The sequence below is a fragment of the Streptomyces sp. MAI_2237 genome (assembly GCF_054189285.1).
Window position 1 is genome coordinate 1,444,644 of the sequence record NZ_JAJPGQ010000005.1, and the last position, 21,116, is coordinate 1,465,759.

General features: G+C 73.5%; 21 protein-coding genes and 1 pseudogene. 15 read left to right on the forward strand and 7 right to left on the reverse strand.

Annotated elements, in window-relative coordinates; all coding sequences use genetic code 11:
- Position 1 precedes the first annotated feature (1 nt).
- Positions 2-730 carry a dethiobiotin synthase gene (gene bioD / locus LN251_RS34930; RefSeq protein ID WP_458248136.1) on the forward strand — a complete coding sequence of 243 codons (729 nt, stop codon included), beginning with the start codon at positions 2-4 and terminating at the stop codon, positions 728-730.
- On the opposite strand, the gene LN251_RS34935 is transcribed toward bioD, so the two are convergent.
- A complete protein-coding gene (locus LN251_RS34935; protein ID WP_458248237.1) occupies positions 727-2,913 on the reverse strand; it encodes a LuxR C-terminal-related transcriptional regulator in 2,187 nt (728 codons plus the stop codon). The two genes, bioD and LN251_RS34935, sit on opposite strands and share 4 nt — an antisense overlap.
- A 119-nt stretch (positions 2,914-3,032) precedes the next feature.
- On the opposite strand from LN251_RS34935, the gene LN251_RS34940 reads away from it, so the two are divergent.
- Together LN251_RS34940 and LN251_RS34945 are read left to right on the forward strand one after the other, a co-directional pair.
- Positions 3,033-3,719, forward strand: coding sequence for an esterase/lipase family protein (locus LN251_RS34940; RefSeq protein ID WP_458248137.1), 687 nt, complete (start codon positions 3,033-3,035; stop codon positions 3,717-3,719).
- A 72-nt stretch (positions 3,720-3,791) separates the two neighbouring features.
- Positions 3,792-4,487, forward strand: a complete 696-nt coding sequence (locus tag LN251_RS34945; protein WP_458248138.1) for a class I SAM-dependent methyltransferase — start codon at positions 3,792-3,794, stop codon at positions 4,485-4,487.
- A 1-nt stretch (position 4,488) separates the two neighbouring features.
- On the opposite strand, the gene LN251_RS34950 is transcribed toward LN251_RS34945, so the two are convergent.
- Positions 4,489-4,863: a fic family toxin-antitoxin system, toxin component gene (locus tag LN251_RS34950; protein WP_458248139.1), complete on the reverse strand. Its 375-nt coding sequence runs from the start codon at positions 4,861-4,863 to the stop codon at positions 4,489-4,491.
- A 4-nt stretch (positions 4,864-4,867) separates the two neighbouring features.
- Positions 4,868-5,107, reverse strand: a complete 240-nt coding sequence (locus LN251_RS34955; protein WP_383663350.1) for a toxin-antitoxin system HicB family antitoxin — start codon at positions 5,105-5,107, stop codon at positions 4,868-4,870.
- A 196-nt stretch (positions 5,108-5,303) separates the two neighbouring features.
- Here LN251_RS34955 and LN251_RS34960 point away from each other — a divergent pair, with 196 nt between their 5' ends.
- The 9 genes and pseudogenes from LN251_RS34960 (at position 5,304) to mug (ending at position 14,966) form a co-directional block, all read left to right on the forward strand.
- Positions 5,304-6,110, forward strand: a complete 807-nt coding sequence (locus LN251_RS34960; RefSeq protein WP_458248140.1) for an ABC transporter ATP-binding protein — start codon at positions 5,304-5,306, stop codon at positions 6,108-6,110.
- Positions 6,111-6,114: 4 nt separating this feature from the next.
- On the forward strand, positions 6,115-8,682 hold the full coding sequence (locus LN251_RS34965) for an ABC transporter permease (RefSeq protein ID WP_458248141.1): 2,568 nt from the start codon (positions 6,115-6,117) through the stop codon (positions 8,680-8,682).
- A 100-nt stretch (positions 8,683-8,782) separates the two neighbouring features.
- Positions 8,783-9,208: a GNAT family N-acetyltransferase gene (locus LN251_RS34970; protein ID WP_458248142.1), complete on the forward strand. Its 426-nt coding sequence runs from the start codon at positions 8,783-8,785 to the stop codon at positions 9,206-9,208.
- Between the two features lie 188 nt (positions 9,209-9,396).
- Positions 9,397-10,743, forward strand: a complete 1,347-nt coding sequence (locus LN251_RS34975) for a hemolysin family protein (RefSeq protein WP_458248143.1) — start codon at positions 9,397-9,399, stop codon at positions 10,741-10,743.
- Entirely contained in the window at positions 10,740-11,753 is a 1,014-nt protein-coding gene (locus LN251_RS34980; RefSeq protein ID WP_458248144.1) for a hemolysin family protein, read from the forward strand. The genes LN251_RS34975 and LN251_RS34980 overlap by 4 nt, the downstream gene beginning before the upstream one ends.
- Before the next feature lie 68 nt (positions 11,754-11,821).
- Positions 11,822-12,595, forward strand: a complete 774-nt coding sequence (locus LN251_RS34985; protein ID WP_458248145.1) for an SGNH/GDSL hydrolase family protein — start codon at positions 11,822-11,824, stop codon at positions 12,593-12,595.
- Positions 12,596-12,601: 6 nt separating this feature from the next.
- Positions 12,602-12,905, forward strand: a pseudogene (locus LN251_RS34990) (DUF4326 domain-containing protein).
- Positions 12,906-12,978: 73 nt separating this feature from the next.
- Positions 12,979-14,421 carry an adenylosuccinate lyase gene (gene purB / locus LN251_RS34995; protein WP_458248146.1) on the forward strand — a complete coding sequence of 481 codons (1,443 nt, stop codon included), beginning with the start codon at positions 12,979-12,981 and terminating at the stop codon, positions 14,419-14,421.
- On the forward strand, positions 14,418-14,966 hold the full coding sequence (mug, locus tag LN251_RS35000) for a G/U mismatch-specific DNA glycosylase (RefSeq protein ID WP_458248238.1): 549 nt from the start codon (positions 14,418-14,420) through the stop codon (positions 14,964-14,966). The genes purB and mug overlap by 4 nt, the downstream gene beginning before the upstream one ends.
- A 27-nt stretch (positions 14,967-14,993) precedes the next feature.
- On the opposite strand, the gene LN251_RS35005 is transcribed toward mug, so the two are convergent.
- Genes LN251_RS35005 through LN251_RS35015 form a run of 3 tightly spaced genes read right to left on the reverse strand, consistent with a single transcriptional unit; the run spans position 14,994 to position 17,091 of the window.
- Positions 14,994-15,404 (reverse strand): hypothetical protein, encoded by a 411-nt coding sequence (locus LN251_RS35005; protein ID WP_458248147.1) that lies wholly within the window; start codon positions 15,402-15,404, stop codon positions 14,994-14,996.
- Between the two features lie 41 nt (positions 15,405-15,445).
- The gene (locus LN251_RS35010; protein WP_458248148.1) at positions 15,446-16,168 is read right to left on the reverse strand and encodes an ABC transporter permease; all 723 of its coding nucleotides are present in this window, start codon (positions 16,166-16,168) and stop codon (positions 15,446-15,448) included.
- 2 nt (positions 16,169-16,170) lie between these two features.
- Positions 16,171-17,091, reverse strand: coding sequence for an ABC transporter ATP-binding protein (locus tag LN251_RS35015; RefSeq protein ID WP_458248149.1), 921 nt, complete (start codon positions 17,089-17,091; stop codon positions 16,171-16,173).
- Between the two features lie 107 nt (positions 17,092-17,198).
- On the opposite strand from LN251_RS35015, the gene LN251_RS35020 reads away from it, so the two are divergent.
- The 3 genes from LN251_RS35020 (at position 17,199) to LN251_RS35030 (ending at position 20,276) form a co-directional block, all read left to right on the forward strand.
- Positions 17,199-18,353, forward strand: a complete 1,155-nt coding sequence (locus LN251_RS35020; RefSeq protein ID WP_458248150.1) for a sensor histidine kinase — start codon at positions 17,199-17,201, stop codon at positions 18,351-18,353.
- A gap of 14 nt (positions 18,354-18,367) precedes the next feature.
- Positions 18,368-19,030, forward strand: coding sequence for a response regulator (locus LN251_RS35025; protein WP_458248151.1), 663 nt, complete (start codon positions 18,368-18,370; stop codon positions 19,028-19,030).
- A gap of 88 nt (positions 19,031-19,118) precedes the next feature.
- Complete coding sequence (locus tag LN251_RS35030) at positions 19,119-20,276, forward strand: ROK family protein (RefSeq protein ID WP_458248152.1); 1,158 nt, start codon at positions 19,119-19,121, stop codon at positions 20,274-20,276.
- A 58-nt stretch (positions 20,277-20,334) separates the two neighbouring features.
- Here LN251_RS35030 and LN251_RS35035 read toward each other — a convergent pair whose 3' ends face one another.
- Positions 20,335-21,096 carry a GntR family transcriptional regulator gene (locus tag LN251_RS35035; protein ID WP_458248153.1) on the reverse strand — a complete coding sequence of 254 codons (762 nt, stop codon included), beginning with the start codon at positions 21,094-21,096 and terminating at the stop codon, positions 20,335-20,337.
- Positions 21,097-21,116 lie beyond the last annotated feature (20 nt).

Consider the following 21,116-nt stretch of genomic DNA (forward strand, 5'->3'; position numbering starts at 1 on the left):
CATGCCGGTACTGGTGATCACGGGCACGGGCACGGAGGTCGGCAAGACCGTCACCACGGCGGCCGTGGCCGCGGCGGCCGTCGCGGCCGGGCGTTCCGTGGCCGTCCTCAAGGCCGCGCAGACGGGTGTACGGCCGGACGAGCGCGGGGACGCCGACGAGGTCGCGCGGCTCGCGGGAGCCGTGACGACGGCCGAGCTGGCGCGCTATCCCGAGCCGTTGGCTCCGGCGACCGCGGCCCGCCGGGCCGGTATGACCCCGGTGCGCCCGCAGGACGTCGCCGAGGCCGCCGGAAAACTGGCGGCCGCGCACGACCTGGTGCTGGTGGAGGGCGCCGGCGGGCTGCTCGTGCGGTTCGACGAGGCGGGCGGCACCCTGGCGGACGCGGCGCAGTTGCTGCGCGCGCCGGTGCTGGTGGTGGCGACGGCCGGACTGGGCACGCTGAACACGACCGAACTGACGGCGCGTGAACTCCGCTTCCGTGGGGTGGAGTTGCTGGGCGTCGTCATCGGCGGCTGGCCCGATTCCCCCGACCTGGCCATGCGCTGCAACGTCACGGACCTCCCGGACGTCGCCGGAGCCCCGCTGCTGGGCGCCCTGCCCATGGGCGCCGGGGCCCTCGACCCCGCCGGCTTCCGCACCGCGGCGCCGGGCTGGCTGGCGCCGCGGCTGAACGGCACGTGGGACGCGGAGGTGTTCCGCAGGCGTGAGGCCGCCGACGGCAGGGCCTAGGCATCGCCGACCGCGAGCAGCCGTACCAGCTCGATCCGTGAGCGGATCCCCAACCGTTCGAAGACGCCGCGCAGGTGGTGGTCGATCGTGCGGGGGCTGAGGGCGAGGCGGGTGGCGATCTCCCGGTTGGTGGCGCCGTCGGCCGCCATGCGGGCGATCACCAGTTGCTGGGCGGTCAGCCGGCCGCCGGGTCCGCCGTCGGTCGGCGCCGGGGCGGCGGGTGCGCCGAGGGCGCGCAGTTCCGCCCGGGCCTGCAGGGCGCAGTGCGGGGCGCCGAACTGCTCGAACGCCTCCAGGGCGCTGTGCAGCCGGTCGCGGGCCTCGGTACGGCGGCGCAGGCGGCGCAGCGCGGCGCCGAACAGCAGCTCGGTGCGGGCGCGTTCGAAGTCGCGGGTGCCGCGGGCGTGCAGGTCGAGGGCCTCGTGGTAGAGGTCGACCGCCTCGGCGCCGGGTACCAGCAGAGCGCGGCAGCGGGCGCTGAGGGCGAGCTCGTCGGGACTGCGCACGGCCGTCGCCCAGCGGTGGTAGTCGGCGTGCGCGGCCCGGGCGACGCGGGTGTCGCCGGTCCGCACCGCGGCCTCCACGTAGTGCGGGGTGGCCAGGTGCCGGATGGCGCGGTGGCCGTGGCCGGGGCCGAATCCGGCGAGGGCGCGCAGCCGGGCCGCGGCGCCGGCGAAGCGCCCCTCCGCGAGGTCGAGGAAGGCGAGCGCCCACTGGGCGAGGGCGGCGGGCAGTCCGAGGCCCCGGGCGAGGGCGTACGACCGTGCGGCCGCCGCCCGTTCACGGCAGAGGTCCGCGGCGCCGGTGAGCGCGGCGAACATGGCGAGCGCGGCCTGCAGATGGCAGGCGCCGTTGTCCTGGCCGGAGGCGTAGGCCTGCCGGAGGGCGTCCGTCGCGGCGGCCGCGCCGGCGTCAGGGCGGCCGGTCCAGAAGTCGGCGTAGGCCCGGAACTCCAGCGCCTGCGCCACCGTGACGGTCGCGCCCCGTGCCTGCGCGGAGGCGGCCGCCCGTGCCGTCGCGGTGGCGGCGCGGGCGTGGTCGCCGAGCATGAGCGCGGCGATGCCGGCGTGGAGGAGCACGGTGGGGTCGCCTCCCGGTCCGCACCGCCCGGCCGCCTCCTCCAGCAGCTCCCGCGCGTCCTCGTAGCGCCCCTCCACGGCGGCGGCGAGTCCGCCCAGCGTGCCCGGCGGTTCGATCCCCAGCCGCCCCGCACCCCGGACGGCGTCCCGGCAGCGGCGCAGGTCCCCGGTGTAGATGACGGCCTCGGTGGCACGGGCCAGAAGGTGCGGCGCGTCGATGGAGCCGGAGGTGTGCGCGGGGCCGTCGGCCCGGGCGTGCTGCGCGGCCGTCAGCAGGGCGTCGAAGGCCTCCGTCGCGTTCTCCGCGCGTAGCGCGAACAGACCGGTGAGCGTGTCGTCGGCCGCCCCGGCGCGCAGCAGCCCGCGGGCGCGGTCGGCGTCGCCGGACTGCCAGGCGTCGGTGGCGGCGCGGGTGAGCAGGCGGGCCTGGCGGGCGGGGTCGGGGCTCAGTGCCGCGGCGCGTTCCGTCAGGGCCCGGGCGAGTGCGGGCCGGCCGGTCGCGCGGGCCTGTGCGGCGGCCGCCGACAGCTCCGCGACGAGCCGTCCGCTGGGTCCGAGGGCGCCCGCCGCCCGGTGCCAGGACCGGCGCGGCTTCTCGCCGTCGCCGTTCAGAACGCGGGCGAGCAGCCGGTGGGCCTCGCGGCGGTCCGACGGCGCCCCGGACTCGTAGGCGGCGATCCTGGTCCAGGCGTCGCGGAAGACGACGCCGCCCGCGCCGGCGTGCGCGATGCCGGCGGCCTCGGCGGCCTCCAGGGGCCGGGTGTCGAGGTGGGCGGCGGCGACGGCGCGCAGGAAGGCGTGGGTGGCGAGCGGGTACTGGTCGGCGGCGGCGAGGAGCAGCAGCAGGCGGGTGCCGTCCGGCAGCGCGCGGAGTTCGGCGCGCAGGTCCCGCAGCAACCGCGGTGCCAGCAGGCCGGGTTGCGTGGGAATCGGGTCGAGACCGGACCGCTGGCGGTCGGTGAGGCGGGTCGCGAGTTCGGCGGCGGCGCGCGGATCGCCGTACACGGCGTGCAGGACCCGTACGCGGACGCCCTCGGGGAGTTCGGGTGCCGTGGACCGCGGTGGCGAAGTGCGGGGAAGAGGCGGGGGGTTCACCGGTGTCACCACACCATTGACGTTACTGGCGGGTTACTTGAATCGTAAAGACCGGCGATCTCACCGATGCGGCGCGCGTAGACCCGCGCCGACACTCCTGACGAACCCCACCCGTGTCAGGAGGCATCATGCAGCGCCACACGCGTCGTATCGCCACGGCACTGTCGGCCGTCGCCGCATCGCTCCTTGTGTCCCTCCCCCTCACCGCCGCCCCCGCTCAGGCGGCGACCCACGACCCTGTCGTCTTCGTGCACGGCCTGAGCAGTGACGCGAGCAGCTGGGACGACTGGATCGCGGACTTCGAGGCGGACGGCTACGCGCCCTCCGAGCTGGACGCGTTCTCGTACGACTGGTCCAGGTCGAACGCCACCACCGCCCAGCAACTGGCCACCGAGGTGAAGAACGTGCTCGCGAGAACAGGCGCCTCGAAGGTGGACCTGGTCGTCCACTCCATGGGCGCGCTGTCCTCCCGCTACTACCTGAAGAACCTGGGCGGGACGTCGTACGTCGACGACTTCGTCTCGGTCGCCGGCGTCAACCACGGTACGTCCGTGGCCTCGTGGTGCGCCTGGCTGTACACCTCGTGCAAGGAGATGCAGCAGGGCAGCTCCTTCCTGACCGCGCTGAACTCCGGCGACGAGACGCCGGGCGCCGTGTCCTACGCCAGCTACTGGTCCGACTGCGACAACGCGGTCGTGCCCAACAGCTCGGCACTCCTGAGCGGCGCGACCAACGTCGACGCCGGCTGCATCGCGCACACCGACATGAACAACGACCCCGGCGTGTACCAGCAGGTGCGGAACTTCATCGCCTGACCTGCGGCGAGGGTGCGCGGGGCCCGATCGGGGGACAATCGCGGTAAGGCCCGTCCGGTGGAGGAGGTCCCCATGCCGCTACGGTCGACCGGTTCCGCGAGGCCGCTCCGGGATCCCGTGCACCACCCGCTGTTCGCCCGCTGCTACGCCCGCGCCAGCGTCGCCGCCGAGACCCGGCTGGGGATGGGCGGCATCCGCGACCGTCTGCTGTCCGGGCTGTCGGGGCGGGTCATCGAGATCGGCGCGGGCAACGGCCTGAACTTCGCACGTTATCCGCGCACGGTCTCGGAGGTCGTCGCCATCGAACCCGAACGGCGCCTGCGGCAGTTGGCCGTCGAGAACGCCCTGCGCGCCGAGGTGCCGGTGGACGTGGCGCCGGGCGCGGCGGAGGCGCTGCCGGTCAAGAGCGAGGCGTTCGACGCGGTCGTGGTGTCTCTGGTGCTGTGCAGCGTGCGGGACGTGCCGCGGGCGCTCGCGGAGATACGGCGGGTGCTGCGGCCCGGCGGTGTCGTGCGGTTCTTCGAGCACGGCCGGGGTGGCGGAGCGGCGATGCACTTCGCCCAGCGCGCCCTGGACCGCACCCTGTGGCCCCCACTGAGCGGTGGCTGTCATCTGTCCCGCGACCCGGTCGCCGCCCTGCGCGAGGCCGGTTTCGAACTGGGCCCCTACCGGCGGCTGTTGATGCCGGAGAGCGGCCCGACGCTGCCCACCTCCTACTGCGTGCTGGGCACGGCGTGGCGGCCGGAGCGCGCGGGGCCGGCGGCCTGACTCACGTCGTCCAGCCGCGCAGTTCGGCCGCGATGTCGTACACCGTGGCGTTGCCGCGTTTGACCATGCGGGCCAGATCGCGGACCTGCGTCGGCGAGGTGGAGACCCGCAGGCCGCTGGCGACCAGGTAGGCGTAGGCCACGGCCGAGGCGAAGAGGGCGTTCGAGCGCTCCAACGCGGGGATGTGGATGAGGAGTTGGAGGAGGGCGGCGGCGCGCGCGTGCGGGTTGTCGTAGACGGGGACGTCGAATATCTCGGCCTCGTGGCGGGCCACGGCGGCGACGAGGGCGCCCCAGTCGATGACCTGGGGGTCCCCGGGCGTCCGCTGCTCGGCGAGCATGAGCAGCCAGGCGAGGTCGATGCTGAGGTTGTCCAAGGGATCAGCGGCGACCTTCGCGCGTGGTGTCGTTCTCGCCGCCGAACTCCTCGGCGAAGACGGACTCGTACTGCTTCATGAAGTCGGCGGCGGCCTCGACGAACGTCTGGCCGACCTCTCCGGTGTCCTGTCTCACCAGTTCCTCGATGTAGCGGTTGACGCTCATGCCCCGGGCCAGGGCACGCTCACGGGCGGCGCGGGCCGTGCCCTCGTCCACTCTCACGTTCAGCTGGGTCTTCGCCATACCTCGAAGCTAGCGCCGAACCGCTAGCAGGGCAAGGTCCTCCCACGGGTGGAGGATGGCCCTTACATCCGTATCAGGGATTCGACCTGCGGTGGAGATCGGCCGGGACCTTCGGCGGATGTCGGCTGCGAACGGCACACACTAATGTCGGCAACGACGAGGGAGTCGGCACGTCCACGTGAGCGAGGAGGCAGCCTTGTCCACACCTGCTGCGGAGCACGCCCCGGGCCAGGCGCCGGCCGACGGGATCGCGGCCCGCGCCCGCGGTCTGACCAAGGCGTACGGCTCCGGTGAGACGATCGTCCTGGCCCTGGACTCGGTGGACGTGGACATCGCGCGCGGCCGCTTCACCGCGGTCATGGGCCCCTCCGGCTCGGGGAAGTCCACCCTGATGCACTGCCTGGCCGGGCTCGACACGGTCTCGGCCGGTCAGGTCTGGCTCGGCGACACCGAGATCACCGGGCTGAAGGAGCGCGAGCTGACCCGGCTCAGGCGGGACCGGATCGGGTTCATGTTCCAGTCGTTCAACCTGATTCCGACGCTGAACGCGGCCGAGAACATCACCCTGCCCATGGACATCGCCGGCAAGAAGCCCGACGAGAAGTGGCTGGACCAGGTCGTCGACACACTCGGGCTGCGGGACCGGCTCAAGCACCGGCCCGCCGAACTGTCAGGCGGCCAGCAGCAGCGCGTCGCCTGCGCGCGGGCGCTGGTCTCCCGCCCCGAGCTGATCTTCGCGGACGAGCCGACGGGCAACCTCGACTCGCGGGCCGGACTCGAGGTGCTCGCGTTCCTGCGCCAGGCCGTCGACGAGCTGGGTCAGACCGTCGTCATGGTCACCCACGACCCCGGCGCCGCCGCCCACTCCGATCTGGTGCTGTTCCTCGGGGACGGGCGCATCGTGGACGAGATGGAACGGCCGACGGCGGAGGCGGTGCTGGAGCGCATGAAGCGTTTCGACGTCCTGCGCGGCCAGGTCGAGGCCACGGACGGACAGGAGTAGGCCGGTGCTGAAGGCGACGCTCCGCAGCTTCCTCGCGCACAAGGGCCGGCTGCTGCTGTCGGCCCTCGCCATTCTCCTGTCGGTGGCGTTCGTCGCGGGCAGCCTGATCTTCTCCGACACGGTCACCCGCACCTTCGACCGGCTCTTCGCCCACACCTCCGCCGACGTCACCGTCCAGCCCAAGAAGGACCTGAAGTCCTCGGTGCCCACCGGCGAGACGCAGACCGTGCCCGCGGCGCTCGCCAAGCGGCTGGCGACGGTCCAGGGGGTGAAGTCCGCGCACGCCGACGTCGGCGTCGACAACATCACCATCGTCGACCGCAGCAACAAGTCGGTGGGGCCGACCAGCGGCGCCCCCACCATCGCCACCGACTGGTACCTCACCCCCCGCAGCCCCGTGAAGCTGACCTCCGGTCACGCCCCGCTCGGCCCCGGCGAGGCCCTGCTGGACGCGGACACCGCCGACAAGAAGCACGTGCGCATCGGCGACACGCTCACGCTGATGGCCCAGCCCGGCACGTTCAAGGTCCGGGTCACCGGCATCGCCACCTTCACCACCACCAACCCCGGCGCCGCCTTGGTCTATCTGGACCCCGAGGTCGCCGCCGGCAAGCTGCTCGGCTCCGCGGACAAGGCGACGAGCATCTCCGTGGACGCGGCGAAGGGCGTCAGCGACACGCAGCTCAAGCGCCGCGTCCTCGCCGTCACCGGCACCGGCGCCTACGACGTGAAGACGGCCGACGAGCAGGCCAAGTCCTCGGCGGAGCAGCTCGGCGGCTTCCTCGACGTGATCAAGTACGTGATGCTCGGCTTCGCGGGGATCGCGGTCCTGGTCGGCATCTTCCTGATCGTCAACACCTTCTCGATGCTGATCGCCCAGCGCACTCGTGAACTGGGCCTGCTGCGGGCGCTGGGCGCCGACCGGCGGCAGGTGCGGCGCTCGGTGCTCACCGAGGCGGTCCTGCTCGGCGTGACCGGCTCCACGCTCGGCCTCGCCGCCGGCATCGGGCTGGCCGCCGGCCTGATCAAGCTCATGAGCGCGTTCGGGATGAACCTCAAGGCCACCGAGATGGTGGTGGGCTGGGGCACGCCCGTGGCGGCCTACGTCGTCGGTGTCGGCGTCACCTTCGTGGCCGCCTACCTCCCGGCCCGACGGGCGGCGGGCGTCTCCCCGATGGCCGCGCTCTCGGACGCCGAGACCGCCGGGATCGGCCGGCCGCTGCGTACCCGGGCGATCGTCGGCTCGGTCGTCGGAGCGCTCGGCGCGGCCGCCCTGGCGGGCTGCGCCGCCTCCTCGAAGACCGCGTCCGCGGCCTCCCTGCTGGGGCTCGGGGTCGTGCTGACGCTGATCGCGACCGTCGTCGCGGGCCCGCTGCTGGTGCGTCCCGTGATCCGGGTCCTCGGCGGCGCCTTCCCGGCGCTGTTCGGCTCGGTCGGCCGCATGAGCCAGCGCAACGCCCTGCGCAACCCGCGCCGTACCGGCGCCACCGCGGCCGCGCTCATGGTCGGACTGGCCCTGGTGGGCGGGATGTCGGTGGCGAGCGCGTCGATGTCCAAGTCCTTCGACCGGCAGATCGACAAGACGCTGGGCGCCGACTTCATGGTGCAGAACAGCAACTTCATGCCGTTCTCCCGGGAGGTCACCGACAAGGTGCGGGCCACGGACGGCGTCGGCGTCGTGGTCCGGGAGCGGTTCACGGGGATCGCGCTGCGGCTGCCCGACGGCAAGCGCGTCGAGACGACGGCGGCCGGTTTCGACCCGCGGCTCGACGACGTCGCCCACATCGCCTACGCGCGCGGCGACACGGCGGCCGCGCTGGCGGACGGCAACATCGCCATGGACCGCAAGTACGCCGAGGACCACGGCGTACGGATGGGCAGCGTGCTCCCGGCGGAGTTCCCCGGCGGGCACACCGCCCAGGTGAAGGTGGCGGCCCTGACGAACCAGGAGGGCTCCAGCGGCTTCGGCAGCGAGGGCGGGCTCTTCTTCGGCATCTCCACGGTGGAGAAGTACGTGCCGAACGGCCAGGACACGGTCCTGTTCGTCAACCGCGCCGCCGGCACCGGCGCCGACCAGCTGCGCAAGAACCTGGAGACCACGCTCAAGCCGTTCCCGCAGGTCCAGGTCCGCGACCAGGCCGACTACAAGAAGCTCATCCACGACCAGATCGCCGTGCTGCTCTACCTCGTCTACGCCCTCCTCGGCCTCGCGATCGTCATCGCGGTGCTCGGTGTGGTCAACACCCTGGCCCTGTCGGTCGTCGAGCGCACCCGCGAGATCGGCCTGCTGCGGGCGATCGGGCTCGCGCGGCGCCAGCTGCGCCGGATGATTCGGCTGGAGTCGGTGGTGATCGCAGTGTTCGGCGCGGTCCTGGGCCTGGCGCTCGGCCTGGTGTGGGGCGTGTGCACCCAGCAGGTGCTGGCACTGCAGGGCATGAAGGCCCTCGCCGTCCCGTGGGGCACGATCGTCGCGGTGGTGATCGGCTCTGCGGTGGTGGGCATCGTGGCCGCCCTGCTGCCCGCGCTCCGCGCGTCCCGGATGAACGTGCTGGCGGCCATCGCCCACGAGTGAGGCGGACCGACGGCCACCGCGCGCCGTGGCGCCTGCCGCCGCGGCCGTCCGGATGCTGGAATTCCGGGCCGACGGCGGGCGCGGCTGGTGGGATCGGCCCATGACCGATCCGCGGACACGACCCGCCACCCCCGCCGACCTCGACGCCGTCCTCGACTTCTGGAAGACGGCCGCCGAGGGCACGAGCATCAGCGACGACCGCTCGGGCGTGGAGCGGCTGGTCGACCGGGACCCCGAGGCGCTGATCCTGGCCGAGCGGGACGGCGAGCTCGTCGGCACGGTGATCGCGGGCTTCGACGGCTGGCGCTGCCACCTCTACCGCCTCGCCGTGCACCCCGGGCGGCGCCGTCAGGGGATCGGCACGGCGCTGCTGGCCGCGGCCGAGGAACGGTTCGTACGGCTGGGCGGGCGGCGCGGTGACGCGATGGTGCTGGTGCGCAACGAGACCGCGCAGCACGCCTGGCGGGCGGCCGGATACGCGCCCGAGGAACAGTGGCGGCGCTGGGTGAAGCCGCTCACCGGCTGACCCGCCGATCCCATTACTTTGCTCATCCTTTACCCTGGGGGGAACGTTCGGTCCTCCCTTCGAGGACCACCCGTCCTCCATGAAAGGTGTGAGCGTCCGTCCATGGGCGAGCCTCCCAGTAGCACGCGTGGTACCCGACATCGCGCGGCCCTCCCCGCCCTGCCCGACGATGGGACGGAGGTGACCCGATGACCGAAGTGCTCCTCCTGCTGGTGGCGATCCTGCTCTCGCTCGCCTGTGGTGCCTTCGTCGCCGCCGAGTTCTCGCTGACCACCGTCGAACGCGGCGAGCTGGAGCGGGCCGCGGAGCGCGGCGAGCGGGGCGCCGCGGGCGCCCTGAAGGCCGTACGGAACCTGACGTTCCAGCTCTCCGGCGCCCAGCTCGGCATCACCGTCACCAACCTGGTCGTCGGCATGCTCGCCGAGCCGTCGATCGCGAAGCTGATCGCGGGCCCGCTGCAGGCGCTGGGCCTGTCCCGGTCCGCCGCGAGCTCGGTCGCGCTGGTGCTCGGTACGGCGCTGTCGACCGTGTTCCTGATGGTCGTCGGCGAGCTGGTGCCGAAGAACTGGGCGATCTCCTCGCCGCTGGCCCTGGCCAAGCGGGTGGGCACCCCGCAGCGGTGGTTCAGCGCGGCCTTCCGGCCCTTCATCACCCACCTGAACAACACCGCCAACCGCGCGGTGCGCCGGCTTGGCCTGGAACCCACCGAGGAACTCGCCTCGGCGCGCAGCCCCAAGGAGCTGGTGGCGCTGGCCCGGCACTCCGCCAGGGAGGGCGCGCTGGAGGCGGACACCGCCGAGCTGTTCGTCCGGACCCTGAACCTGGCCGACCTGACCGCGGAGAACGTGATGACCCCCCGCGTGCAGGTCATCGCCCTCGAAGCCCAGGCCACCTGCGAGGACGTGGCCAACGCGACGCGCGCGACCGGCCTGTCCCGCTTCCCCGTCTACCGTTCCACCCTCGACTCGGTGGTGGGCACCGCCCACATCAAGGACGTCCTCGCCATACCCGCCGAGCGGCGCACCCACGTGCCGGTCTCCGACGTGATGCGCGAACCCCTCCTGGTCCCCGAGACCCTCACCGTGGACCGGCTCCTGGACCGGCTGTCCGGCAAGCGCACCATGGCCGTCGTCATCGACGAGTACGGCGGCACCGCGGGCGTCGCCACCCTGGAGGACATCGTCGAGGAGGTCGTCGGCGAGGTGCGCGACGAGCACGACCCGCACGAGACACCCGACCTGGCCGCGGCCGGCAGCGACGACGAGGGCCACGCCCTGTACTCCGCCGACGGCTCCGCCCGCACCGACCAGCTCGCCCGCGTCGGGCTGCGGGCCCCTGACGGGCCCTACGAGACGCTGGCCGGGCTCGTCGCCTCCGAACTCGGCCGCATCCCGGCCGTCGGCGACACCGTTCGGGTCGCCGGGTGGCGGCTGGACGTGGTGGACGCCTCCGGGCGCCGGGCCGCGCGCGTGCTGATGCACGCGCCGTTCGACGACCACGCGGACAACACCAAGCACGAGGAGGGGGCGCGATGACCGCCGTACAGCTGCTGATCGGTTTCACGACCCTCGTCGTCAACGCCTTCTTCGTCGGCGCCGAATTCGCGCTGATCTCGGTGCGCCGGTCGCAGATCGAGCCGTACGCCGAGGAGGGCGACCGGCGGGCCAAGAGCGTGCTGTGGGGCCTGGAGCACGTCTCCGCGCTGATGGCGGCGGCCCAGCTCGGCATCACGCTGTGCACGCTGGTTTTGGGTGTGGTCGCGGAACCGGCGATCGCGCATCTGCTGGAGCCGGTCTTCCACGCCGTGGGCGTGCCGGCGAGCGCCGGGCACGCGGTGTCCTTCGTGATCGCGCTGACCCTGGCCACCTATCTGCACATGCTGCTCGGCGAGATGGTGCCGAAGAACGTCGCGCTCGCCGAGCCGGTGCGCAGCGCCCTGCTGCTGGGGCCGCCGCTGGTCGCCCTCTCCCGGGCCCTGCGGCCGGTGATCTTCGCGATCAACGCCTTCGCCAACGCCCTGCTCAAGCTGCTGCGGGTGGAGACCAAGAACGAGGTCGCGGCCACGTTCTCCGACGCCGAACTGATCCGCATCGTGCGGGACTCCGGTGAGGCGGGCCTGCTCGACGACCGGGCGCAGGAACGGCTGCGGGACGCCCTGGAACTGGGTCGCAGGCCCGTGCGCGACGTCGTCCTGCCGCTGGAGAGCGTCGTCCACGCGCGCGTGGGCGTCACGCCCGAGGAACTGGAGCGGCTGTCCGCCGAGAGCGGCTTCTCCCGGTTCCCCGTGGTGGAGGAGAACCGCCGGATCGTCGGCTACCTGCATGTGAAGGACGCGCTGGACGCCTCGCCGCGGGACGTGCCCTTCCCGGTGCGGGACATGCGGGCCATCGCGCGCGTGCGGGCGGGCACACCGCTGGACGACGTGCTCACCGCGATGCGCCGCAGCCGGACCCACCTGGCGGCCGTCCTCGGCGACGACGGACGGATGGCGGGCCTGGTGACCATGGAGGACGTGCTCAGGGAGCTGTTCGGGCAGCCGGCCTGAGGCCGCGCGGGGCGGCGGAGAGGCCGACCGACCGACGGGTATGGAGGCGGGTTACCATTTTCGTCGCCATGCAGACGAACCCCACTCACACCAGCCTGGTCGCGGTCGGCGACTCCTTCACCGAGGGCATGTCGGACCTGCTGCCCGACGGCTCCTACCGCGGCTGGGCCGACCTGCTCGCGGGCCGGATGGCCGCCGTCACGCCCGGTTTCCGGTACGCCAACCTCGCGGTGCGCGGCAAGCTGATCGGGCAGATCGTCGCGGAGCAGGTCGACGTGGCCGCGGCGATGCGGCCCGACGTGATCACGCTGGTGGGCGGGCTGAACGACACCCTGCGGCCCAAGTGCGACATGGGGCGGGTGCGGGACCTGCTCACCGAGGCCGTGGAGCGGCTGGCCCCCTCCTGCAAGCAGCTGGTGCTGATGCGCAGCCCGGGCCGGCAGGGGCCGGTCCTGGAGCGGTTCAGGCCGCGCATGGAGGAGCTGTTCGTCACGGTCGAGGAGCTGGCCGCACGGCACGACGCACTCGTCGTCGACCTGTACGGGGCGCCCTCGCTCTCCGACCCCCGCCTGTGGGACGTCGACCGGTTGCACCTGACGGCCGAGGGACACCGCAGGGTCGCCGAGGCGGTCTGGCAGGGCCTCGGCTACGACCCCGAGGACACCGAGTGGCGCACGCCGATTCCCGCCACCGTGCCGCCCGGCTGGGTCGCCCGGCGCGTCGCGGACGCGCGGTTCGCCCGGCAGCACCTGCTGCCGTGGATCGGCCGGCGGCTGACCGGCCGCTCGTCGGGCGACGGACGTCCGGCCAAGCGCCCCGAGCTGCTGCCGTACGAGGAGTAGGCCGCGGTGCGCACGCGCGTGGTCGACGTCAGGGGCCGCCTCCACGAGTACGGCCCCCGGCTGGAGCACGCGCCCGCGGACCTCGTCCGCGTCGGCCGCCGCTGGACCATGGGCGGCTGGGACCTGCCGAAACACCCGGTACAGGGCCATGACCTGCGCCCGCGTCCCGTCCCGGCGGCGCGTGCGGGTGTCGTAGGCGAAGGGGTTGTACAGGGGGCCGTTGCACGGCCGGACGCCGGCCTGCTGGTGCGCGCCCGAGCTGTGCCACGCGGACGTGCCGGCCGAGCCGGCCGACGCACAGGCGCCGTGACGGGCGTCTCGTAGCATCCGACGAACGGGGCCCTGGCGCTGGCCTGCACGAATCGCCAGTAGAATCCGTCTACGTGACTTCCGCTCCCGCCAAGCCCCGCATCCCGAACGTCCTCGCCGGACGCTACGCCTCCGCCGAGCTCGCCACGCTCTGGTCGCCCGAGCAGAAGGTGAAGCTGGAGCGGCAGCTCTGGCTCGCCGTGCTGCGGGCCCAGAAGGACCTCGGGATCGAGGTGCCGGACGCGGCGATCGCCGACTACGAGCGCGTCCTCGACAGCGTCGACCTGGCCTCGATCGCGGAGCGCGAGAAGGTCACGCGGCACGACGTGAAGGCCCGGATCGAGGAGTTCAACGACCTCGCCGGCCACGAGCACGTGCACAAGGGCATGACCTCCCGCGACCTGACGGAGAACGTCGAGCAGCTGCAGATCCGGCTGTCGCTGGAGCTGATGCGCGACCGCACGGTGGCCGTCCTCGCCCGCCTGGGCAAGCTGGCCGGCGAGTACGGCGAGCTGGTCATGGCCGGTCGCTCCCACAACGTGGCCGCGCAGGCCACCACGCTGGGCAAGCGCTTCGCGACCGCCGCCGACGAGCTGCTCGTCGCCTACGGCCGGGTCGAGGAGCTGCTGGGGCGTTACCCGCTGCGCGGCATCAAGGGCCCGGTCGGCACGGCGCAGGACATGCTGGACCTGCTCGGCGGGGACGCGGCGAAGCTGGCGGACCTGGAGGGGCGGATCGCCGCACACCTCGGCTTCGCACAGGCCTTCACCTCGGTCGGCCAGGTCTACCCGCGTTCGCTGGACTACGAGGTCGTGACCGCGCTGGTGCAGCTCGCGGCGGCACCGTCCTCGCTGGCGAAGACGATCCGGCTGATGGCTGGGCACGAGCTGGTGACGGAGGGCTTCAAGCCGGGCCAGGTCGGCTCCTCGGCGATGCCGCACAAGATGAACACCCGCTCCTGCGAGCGCGTCAACGGCCTGATGGTGATCCTGCGCGGCTACGCCTCGATGACCGGCGAGCTGGCGGGCGACCAGTGGAACGAGGGCGACGTGTCCTGCTCGGTGGTGCGCCGGGTCGCGCTGCCGGACGCGTTCTTCGCCCTGGACGGCCTGCTGGAGACGTTCCTGACGGTCCTGGACGAGTTCGGTGCCTTCCCGGCCGTCGTCGCCCGTGAGCTGGACCGCTACCTGCCGTTCCTCGCGACGACCAAGGTGCTGATGGGCGCGGTCCGCGCGGGCGTCGGCCGTGAGCTGGCGCACGAGGCCATCAAGGAGAACGCCGTCGCCTCCGCGCTGGCGATGCGCGAGCAGGGCGCCGAGCGCAACGAGCTGCTGGACAAGCTGGCCGCCGACGAGCGCATCCCGCTCGACCGGGGCCAGCTGGACGCGCTGATGGCCGACAAGCTGTCCTTCACGGGCGCCGCCGCAGACCAGGTCGCCGCGGTGGTCGGCCGCGTCGAGGAGATCGTCAAGCAGCACCCGGAGGCCGCGGGCTACACGCCGGGGGCGATCCTCTGACCGGCTTCACCCCGGCGGAACTGGAGGCCGCCCGCGACCGTCTCGTCCCCGACGTGGTCGCGGACGGCCTCTCCGTGCTCTTCTGCGGCATCAACCCGGGGCTGATGAGCGCGGCGACCGGCCACCACTTCGCCCGGCCCGGCAACCGCTTCTGGCCGGTGCTGCACCTGTCCGGGTTCACGCCCCGCCTCCTGAAGCCGTCGGAGCAGCTGGAGTTGCCCTCCTACGGGCTCGGCATCACGAACGTCGTGGCACGGGCGACCGCCCGGGCCGACGAGCTCGGTGCGGAGGAGTACCGGGAGGGCGGGCGGCTGCTGGCCCTGAAGGTGGCGCGGCTCAAGCCGCGGTGGCTGGCCGTGGTGGGCGTCACCGCCTACCGGGCCGCCTTCGACGACCGCAAGGCCCGGGTGGGGCCGCAGAAGCGGGTCATCGGGGAGACGCGGGTCTGGGTGCTGCCGAACCCGAGCGGTCTGAACGCGCACTGGACGACGCAGACGATGGCGGAGGAGTTCGCACGGCTGAAGTCGGCGGCCGAGGGGTCGTAGCGGGTGGGTTCGCGAACGCTCGGCGGCTCAGGGCGGGGCGACCTCGGTGACCACCGCCAGGAGCTGGACCTCGTCCGTGACGTCCCGGTCGGCGACCGCGAGGGCCACCCAGCGCGCGGTGCCGGTCACCTCCCAGAGGTAGGCCACGTCGGCACGCGCGCTGAGGGAGGCCCACGGACCGGGTATCTCCTCCTCCGCCGAGCGCAGCAGGACGGTCTGCAGGTTGTAGGGCTCCGTCTCGCCCCAGCGGGACACCAGCCGGTCGTACATGGCGTCCCGGACCTTCCGGTACTGCTCCGCCGTCACCGCCCGCTCCACGAGGTCAGCGCCCCGAAGGCCGTGACTGACCGCCAACTCGGCCTCGTGATGAGCGTGTCCCGCCACGAAAGGGCGGAAGCACAGCTCCTCGACGAGGGCGATGTGGTGCGCGATGTCCATACGGTCCAGTAAAGCGGGCGCCACTGACAATTGGTGCGGTGTCAGACGTCCCGCCGGCGTACGCTCCACGCCCCCGCCGCCAGCGCCGCAGCCGTCCACAGTGCCGTCACCGCGAGGCCGGTCCACGGGCCGAACGAGCCCTCCCACGTGCGGTGGAGCACCACTTGGCCCGCCCGGTCCGGCAGCAGGTCGGCGCCCGAGCCGGACATGTCGCCGATGACGAAGGAGACGATGAGCAGGAACGGGATCAGCAGGCTCAGCGCGGCGACGCCACTGCGCAGCACGGCCGTGAGACCGACCGCCAGCAGGGCCATCAGCGTCAGATAGAGCCCGCAGCCCACGACACCGCGGACCTGCTCGCCCCAGGTCAGGCCCGCCGCCCTCGCCCCCAGAACGGCCCTGCCCACGGCCAGGCTCACACAGCCCGTCAGCAGGCCCACCAGCAACACCGGTACGCCCACCGCCACCGTCTTCGCCGCGAACCACCGCCCCCTGCGGGGCACCGCGGCCAGGCTCGCGCGCAGCGCGCCGCCCCGGAACTCGGCGGCCACGGCCGTCGTGCCGAACGCGATGGCCGCGATCTGCCCGAAGGCGACGCCGAAGAAGACGGAGAAGAGCGGGTCGGCGTCCGGGCCGCCGCTGTCGGCGCCGGCGAGTGCGGAGAACAGGGCGGTCGAGAGGAGCACCCCGCACAGGCCGCCGACGAGCGACCGCAGCGTGCGGATCTTGAGCAGCTCCGAGTGGAGAACGGGCGTGAATTCCATGATCAGGCCTCCCGGGCCGGTGCGGTGAACTCGGCCTCGCCGCCGGTGAGATCCAGATAGGCCTGCTCCAAGGTGCCTTCCTCCGGGGCGAGTTCGAGAAGGGGGACGCCCGCCGAGGAGACGACGCGCCCGATGTCGTCCACGCGTGCGTGGTCCACGGTCCAGTGGCCGGCCTCGTGCCGCACGGGGTCGTGGCCGTGCCGGGCGAGCACCGCGGTGAGCGCGGTGGCGTCGGTCGTTCTGATCCGCACCCGTGGGCACACGCGCGTGTCGATGAACTCCCGCATCGGGGTGTCGGCCAGCAGGCGGCCGCGGCCCAGGACGACGAGGTGGTCGGCGAAGGAGGCGGTCTCGTTCATGAGGTGACTGGAGACCAGGACCGTGCGCCCCTGCGCCGCGAGCCTACGCAGCAGCGTCCGGATCCAGACGATGCCTTCGGGGTCGAGGCCGTTGGCGGGCTCGTCGAGCAGGACCACCTCGGGGTCGCCGAGCAGGGCGGCGGCGATGCCGAGCCGTTGCCGCATCCCGAGCGAGTACGTCCGCACCCGGCGCCCGGCGGCACCGGCGATGCCCGTCTCCTCCAGCACCTCCTCGACCCGCCGGCCGGGGATGCGGTTGCTCGTGGCCAGGACGCGCAGATGGTCGCGCCCGGTCCGGGAGCCGTGGGCCGCGTGAGCGTCGAGGAGGGCGCCGACGTGACGCAGGGGTTCGCGCAGGGCGGCGTAGGGCCGGCCGCCGACGGTGGCGGTGCCGGAGGTGGGCCGGCCCAGGCCGAGCACGAGCCGCATGGTGGTGGACTTCCCGGCGCCGTTGGGGCCGAGGAAACCCGTCACGCGGCCGGGACGGACACTGAAGGTGAGGCCGTCCACCGCACGCCGGGTGCCGTACTCCTTGGTGAGGTTCTGGACGTCGATGCTGGTCATGGCAGCAGCGTGGCCGGTGGAGCGGGGTGGCGCCCTCCCCCGCCGGTGGAGATCGTCTCCCCCGGGCGGGGGAGGCTGGTGTCGGTGGCGGCTGGCACGATGTCGAAATGGCCCGCTTTCTGCGCCCGTTGCTCCGGGGGACGACGTACACACGACTGCTGCACCTGTGGGTGCCCGTGCTGTTCGTGAGCGTGTGGATGTTCATCGGCCCGGCGTGGCCGTGGGTGCCGGCCCTGCTGCTGGCGCCGGTCGGGCTGATCCCCGCCGTGCGCACGGGAGAGGGGGTGCAGGCCCGCTGGATGCTGACGCCCGGGGAACCGGACGCGGGCTTCTCGTTGGAGCCGTCGAGGACCTGGCGGGACCGGCTGCGCACCACGGTGTGGCTCGAAGTGCGCCTCGTGCTGGGCGTCTTGGCGGCGTTCGCCTGCGTCTGGCTGCCCGCCATATGCTACGCCCTGGTCGGGGCCGCGCTCGGCCGTCCCGGCGGCGAGGTGCCGGTCCTGCGGGACATGCCGGCGCACTGGGCCTGGGCGCTCGCCGCTCCGCTGCCCCTGCTCGCGTTGTACGGCGTGGTCGTCGGCCTCGGCCGGCTGGCGACGGCCGTCGCCCGTGCCCTCCTCGGGCCGTCCGCCGCCGAGCGCCTCGCCGCCCTGGAGGAGCGCACCGAGCAGCTTCTGGAACGCACCCGGATCGCCCGTGAGCTGCACGACTCCATCGGTCACGCGCTGACCGTGGCCGTGGTGCAGGCCGGTGCCGCCCGCGCGGCCGGCGACCCCGCCTTCACGGACCGGGCGCTGGGGGCCATCGAGGAAACCGGCCGGGCCGCCCTGGAGGATCTGGAGCGCGTGCTCGGCGTCCTGCGCGAGTCCGGGCGCCCGGTCGCCGGCCGGCCGACGCTCACCGACGCCGACCGCCTGCTGGAGTCCGCCCGCGCCTCCGGAGCCAAGATCGACGCGGAGGTCTCGGGCCCGCTGGGGTCGGTGCCCGGCCCGGTCTCCCGCGAGGGCTACCGCATCCTCCAGGAGGCCCTGACGAACGTCCTGCGGCACGCGGGAGCCGTCCCGGTACGCGTCGGTGTCGACGTCACCGGCGGGCGGCTGGTCCTGGACGTGCGCAATCCACTGGCCGCGGGCCCGGTGGGGTCCGGCGGGGGCAGCGGGCTGCGCGGCATACGCGAGCGCGCGGCCCTGCTGGGCGGCCGCGCGCGGACCGGCCCCGCCGACGGCGAATGGCAGGTACACGTAGAGCTGCCGGTGCGGTGATCTACGCTGGCCGGATGCCGGTGACCGTTCTCCTCGTCGACGACGAGCCCCTCGTACGCGCGGGGCTGCGGGCCGTGCTGGAGGCGCAGTCCGACATCGAGGTCGTCGGGGAGGCCGCCGACGGCGCGGCGGTGATCCCGCTGGTGCGTCAGTTGCGTCCGGACGTCGTCGCGATGGACGTGCGCATGCCGCTCCTGGACGGCATCGAGGCCACGCGCGCGGTGCTGCGAACGGTCCACGAGCCGCCGAAGATCCTCGTGGTGACGACGTTCGAGAACGACGAGTACGTCTACGAGGCGCTGCGGGCCGGTGCGGACGGCTTCCTGCTGAAGCGGGCACGGCCGGCCGAGATCGTGCACGCCGTACGGCTGGTCGCCGAGGGCGAGTCACTGCTGTTCCCGGCGTCCGTGCGGCGGCTGGCCGCCGAGTTCGGGGACGGCGGCGGGAACCGCGCGGCCCGGGAGGCGCTGGAGCGGGCCCGGCTGACGGAGCGGGAGGGCGAGGTGCTGCGGCTGATGGCTCGCGGGCTGTCGAACGCGGAGATCGCCGCCCGCCTGGTCGTCGGCACGGAGACGGTGAAGTCGCACGTCAGCTCCGTGCTGGCGAAGCTGGGCGCCCGGGACCGCACGCAGGCCGTGATCGCCGCGTACGAGGCGGGGTTCGTGACGCCGGGGTGATCCGCCGCCGGGGCGGCCCGGCACTCGCCGGTGTCCTCGGCTGCGAGTACGATCCGGCCAACACGCGCACGAGCTGGGAGGACGGACGTTGGGGCGGCTGACCGGCGGGGATCCCTCGCTGCTGCGAAGGATCAACTCCGCGGTGGTGCTGCACGCGCTGCGCGCCACGGACGCGGCGACGCTGACGGAGATCACCCGGGTGACCGGACTGTCCCGGCCGACGGTCGAGGGCGTCGTGGAAGGGCTCATCGAGGCGGGATACGTCATCGAGAAGGCCCCGGACGAGAGTGTCGTACGCCGGCAGGGGCGGCCCGCGCGGCGTTTCCGGTTCCGGGCCGAGGCAGGGCATCTGCTGGGCCTGGACATCGGCTCGCACCGGGTCGCCGCGCTCCTCGCCGACCTGGACGGCCGGGTGCTGGGCGCGGTCTCCAAGGACGTCGACGAGTCGGCGTGCGCGGACGAGCGGCTGGAGCGGCTGCGTACGGCCGTGGCCGAGCTGCTGCGCCGGGCCGGCGTCGCCCGCGACTCGCTGCGCGCCGTGGGCGTGGCCTCGCCCGGGGTCGTCGAGGCCGACGGCACGGTGCGGCTGTGCGCCGCGCTCCCCGAGTGGACGGGTCTGCGCCTCGGCGAACGGCTGAGCCGGTCCTTCAAGTGCCCGGTGCTGGTGGAGAACGACGCCAACGCCGCGGCGGTCGCCGAGCACTGGAAGGGCGCGGCGACCGAGTCCGACGACGTCGTGTTCGTGCTGGCCGGGTTGAGCCCGGGCGCCGGGTCGCTGATCGGCGGACGCCTGCACCGCGGGTACGGCGGGGCGGCCGGCGAGATCGGCGCGCTGCACCTGCTGGGCCGCGAGGTGACTCCTGAGACCCTGCTGTCCACCACCGACGAGCCTTTGCACCCGTTGGACGAACAGGCCGTCGCGGAGGTCTTCGCGCAGGCCCGGGAGGGCGACCAGCGGGCCCGCGCGGCCGTCGAGCGCTTCATCCAGCGTCTCGTCCACGACGTCGCCGCCCTGGCCCTCGCCCTCGACCCGGAACTCGTCGTCGTCGGCGGCTGGGCGACCGGCCTGGACGGTGTACTGGAGCCCCTGCGCCGCGAGTTGGCCCGCTACTGCCTGCGCCCGCCGAAGGTCACCCTGTCCCTCCTGGGCGAGGCGGCGGTGGCGACCGGCGCACTGCGCCTGGCCCTCGACCACGTGGAGGAACAGCTCTTCGCGGTGGAGGGCACGGTGACGGCCCGGAGGTGAACCGGCTGCGCCCCGGGTGGGTTCCCGGGGCGCACGGTCCGTGCAGTGGTCCGGCGGTTCAGGAGGCCCGGCGCTCGGGGTCCTGGTGGATCTCCACGCCGCCCGAGTCGCCGAAGGTGAGCCGGCAGGTGTCGGCACGGTAGGTGGCGACGGAGAGCGCCGCCGTGCGGCCGCCGGCGAGGAAGCGGGTGGTGACGACGAGGACGGGAGCGCCGGGGAGGCGGTCCAGTTCCTTGGCGTCGTCCGCGCGGGCCGAGCCCAGCTCGACGGCGCTCTCCCGCCCCTCCAGCTCCAGTCGCTGCAGCTCGCGCAGGACCGCACGCGCGCGTGCCGGTCCCGAGGGGGCGTCTATGGCGGACAGCTCCGGCACCGACGAGGCGGGGATGTAGAGCAGCTCCGCCGCGACGGGCTGGCCGTGCGACACCCGGGAACGCCGCACGGTGTACACGGCCTCCTCCCGGCCGGTCTCCAGCGCCGCGGCGACCGCCGCCGGCGGGACCGCGACGGCGCAGTCCACGGCCTGCCAGACGTCCTCGCCGCCCCCCGGCCAGGCCTGCTGCTCGGTGCCGACGGCGACGCCCACGCGCGGGGGCGCGACAGTGGTGCCGACCCCCCGGCGGCGCTGCAGCCTGCCTTCCAGTTCGAGCTGCTCCAGCGCCTGGCGGAGCGTGGCACGGGCGACGCCGAACCGGGCGGCGAGGTCGCGCTCGTTGGGCAGGATCTCCCCCACGGAGAACTCGGAGTCCAGTGCCTCACTGAGCACGGTTTTGAGATGCCAGTACTTCGGTTCCGGCACCGTTTCCAGCTGCGTGGTCCCCACCCTGTCCTCCGCAATCGCCG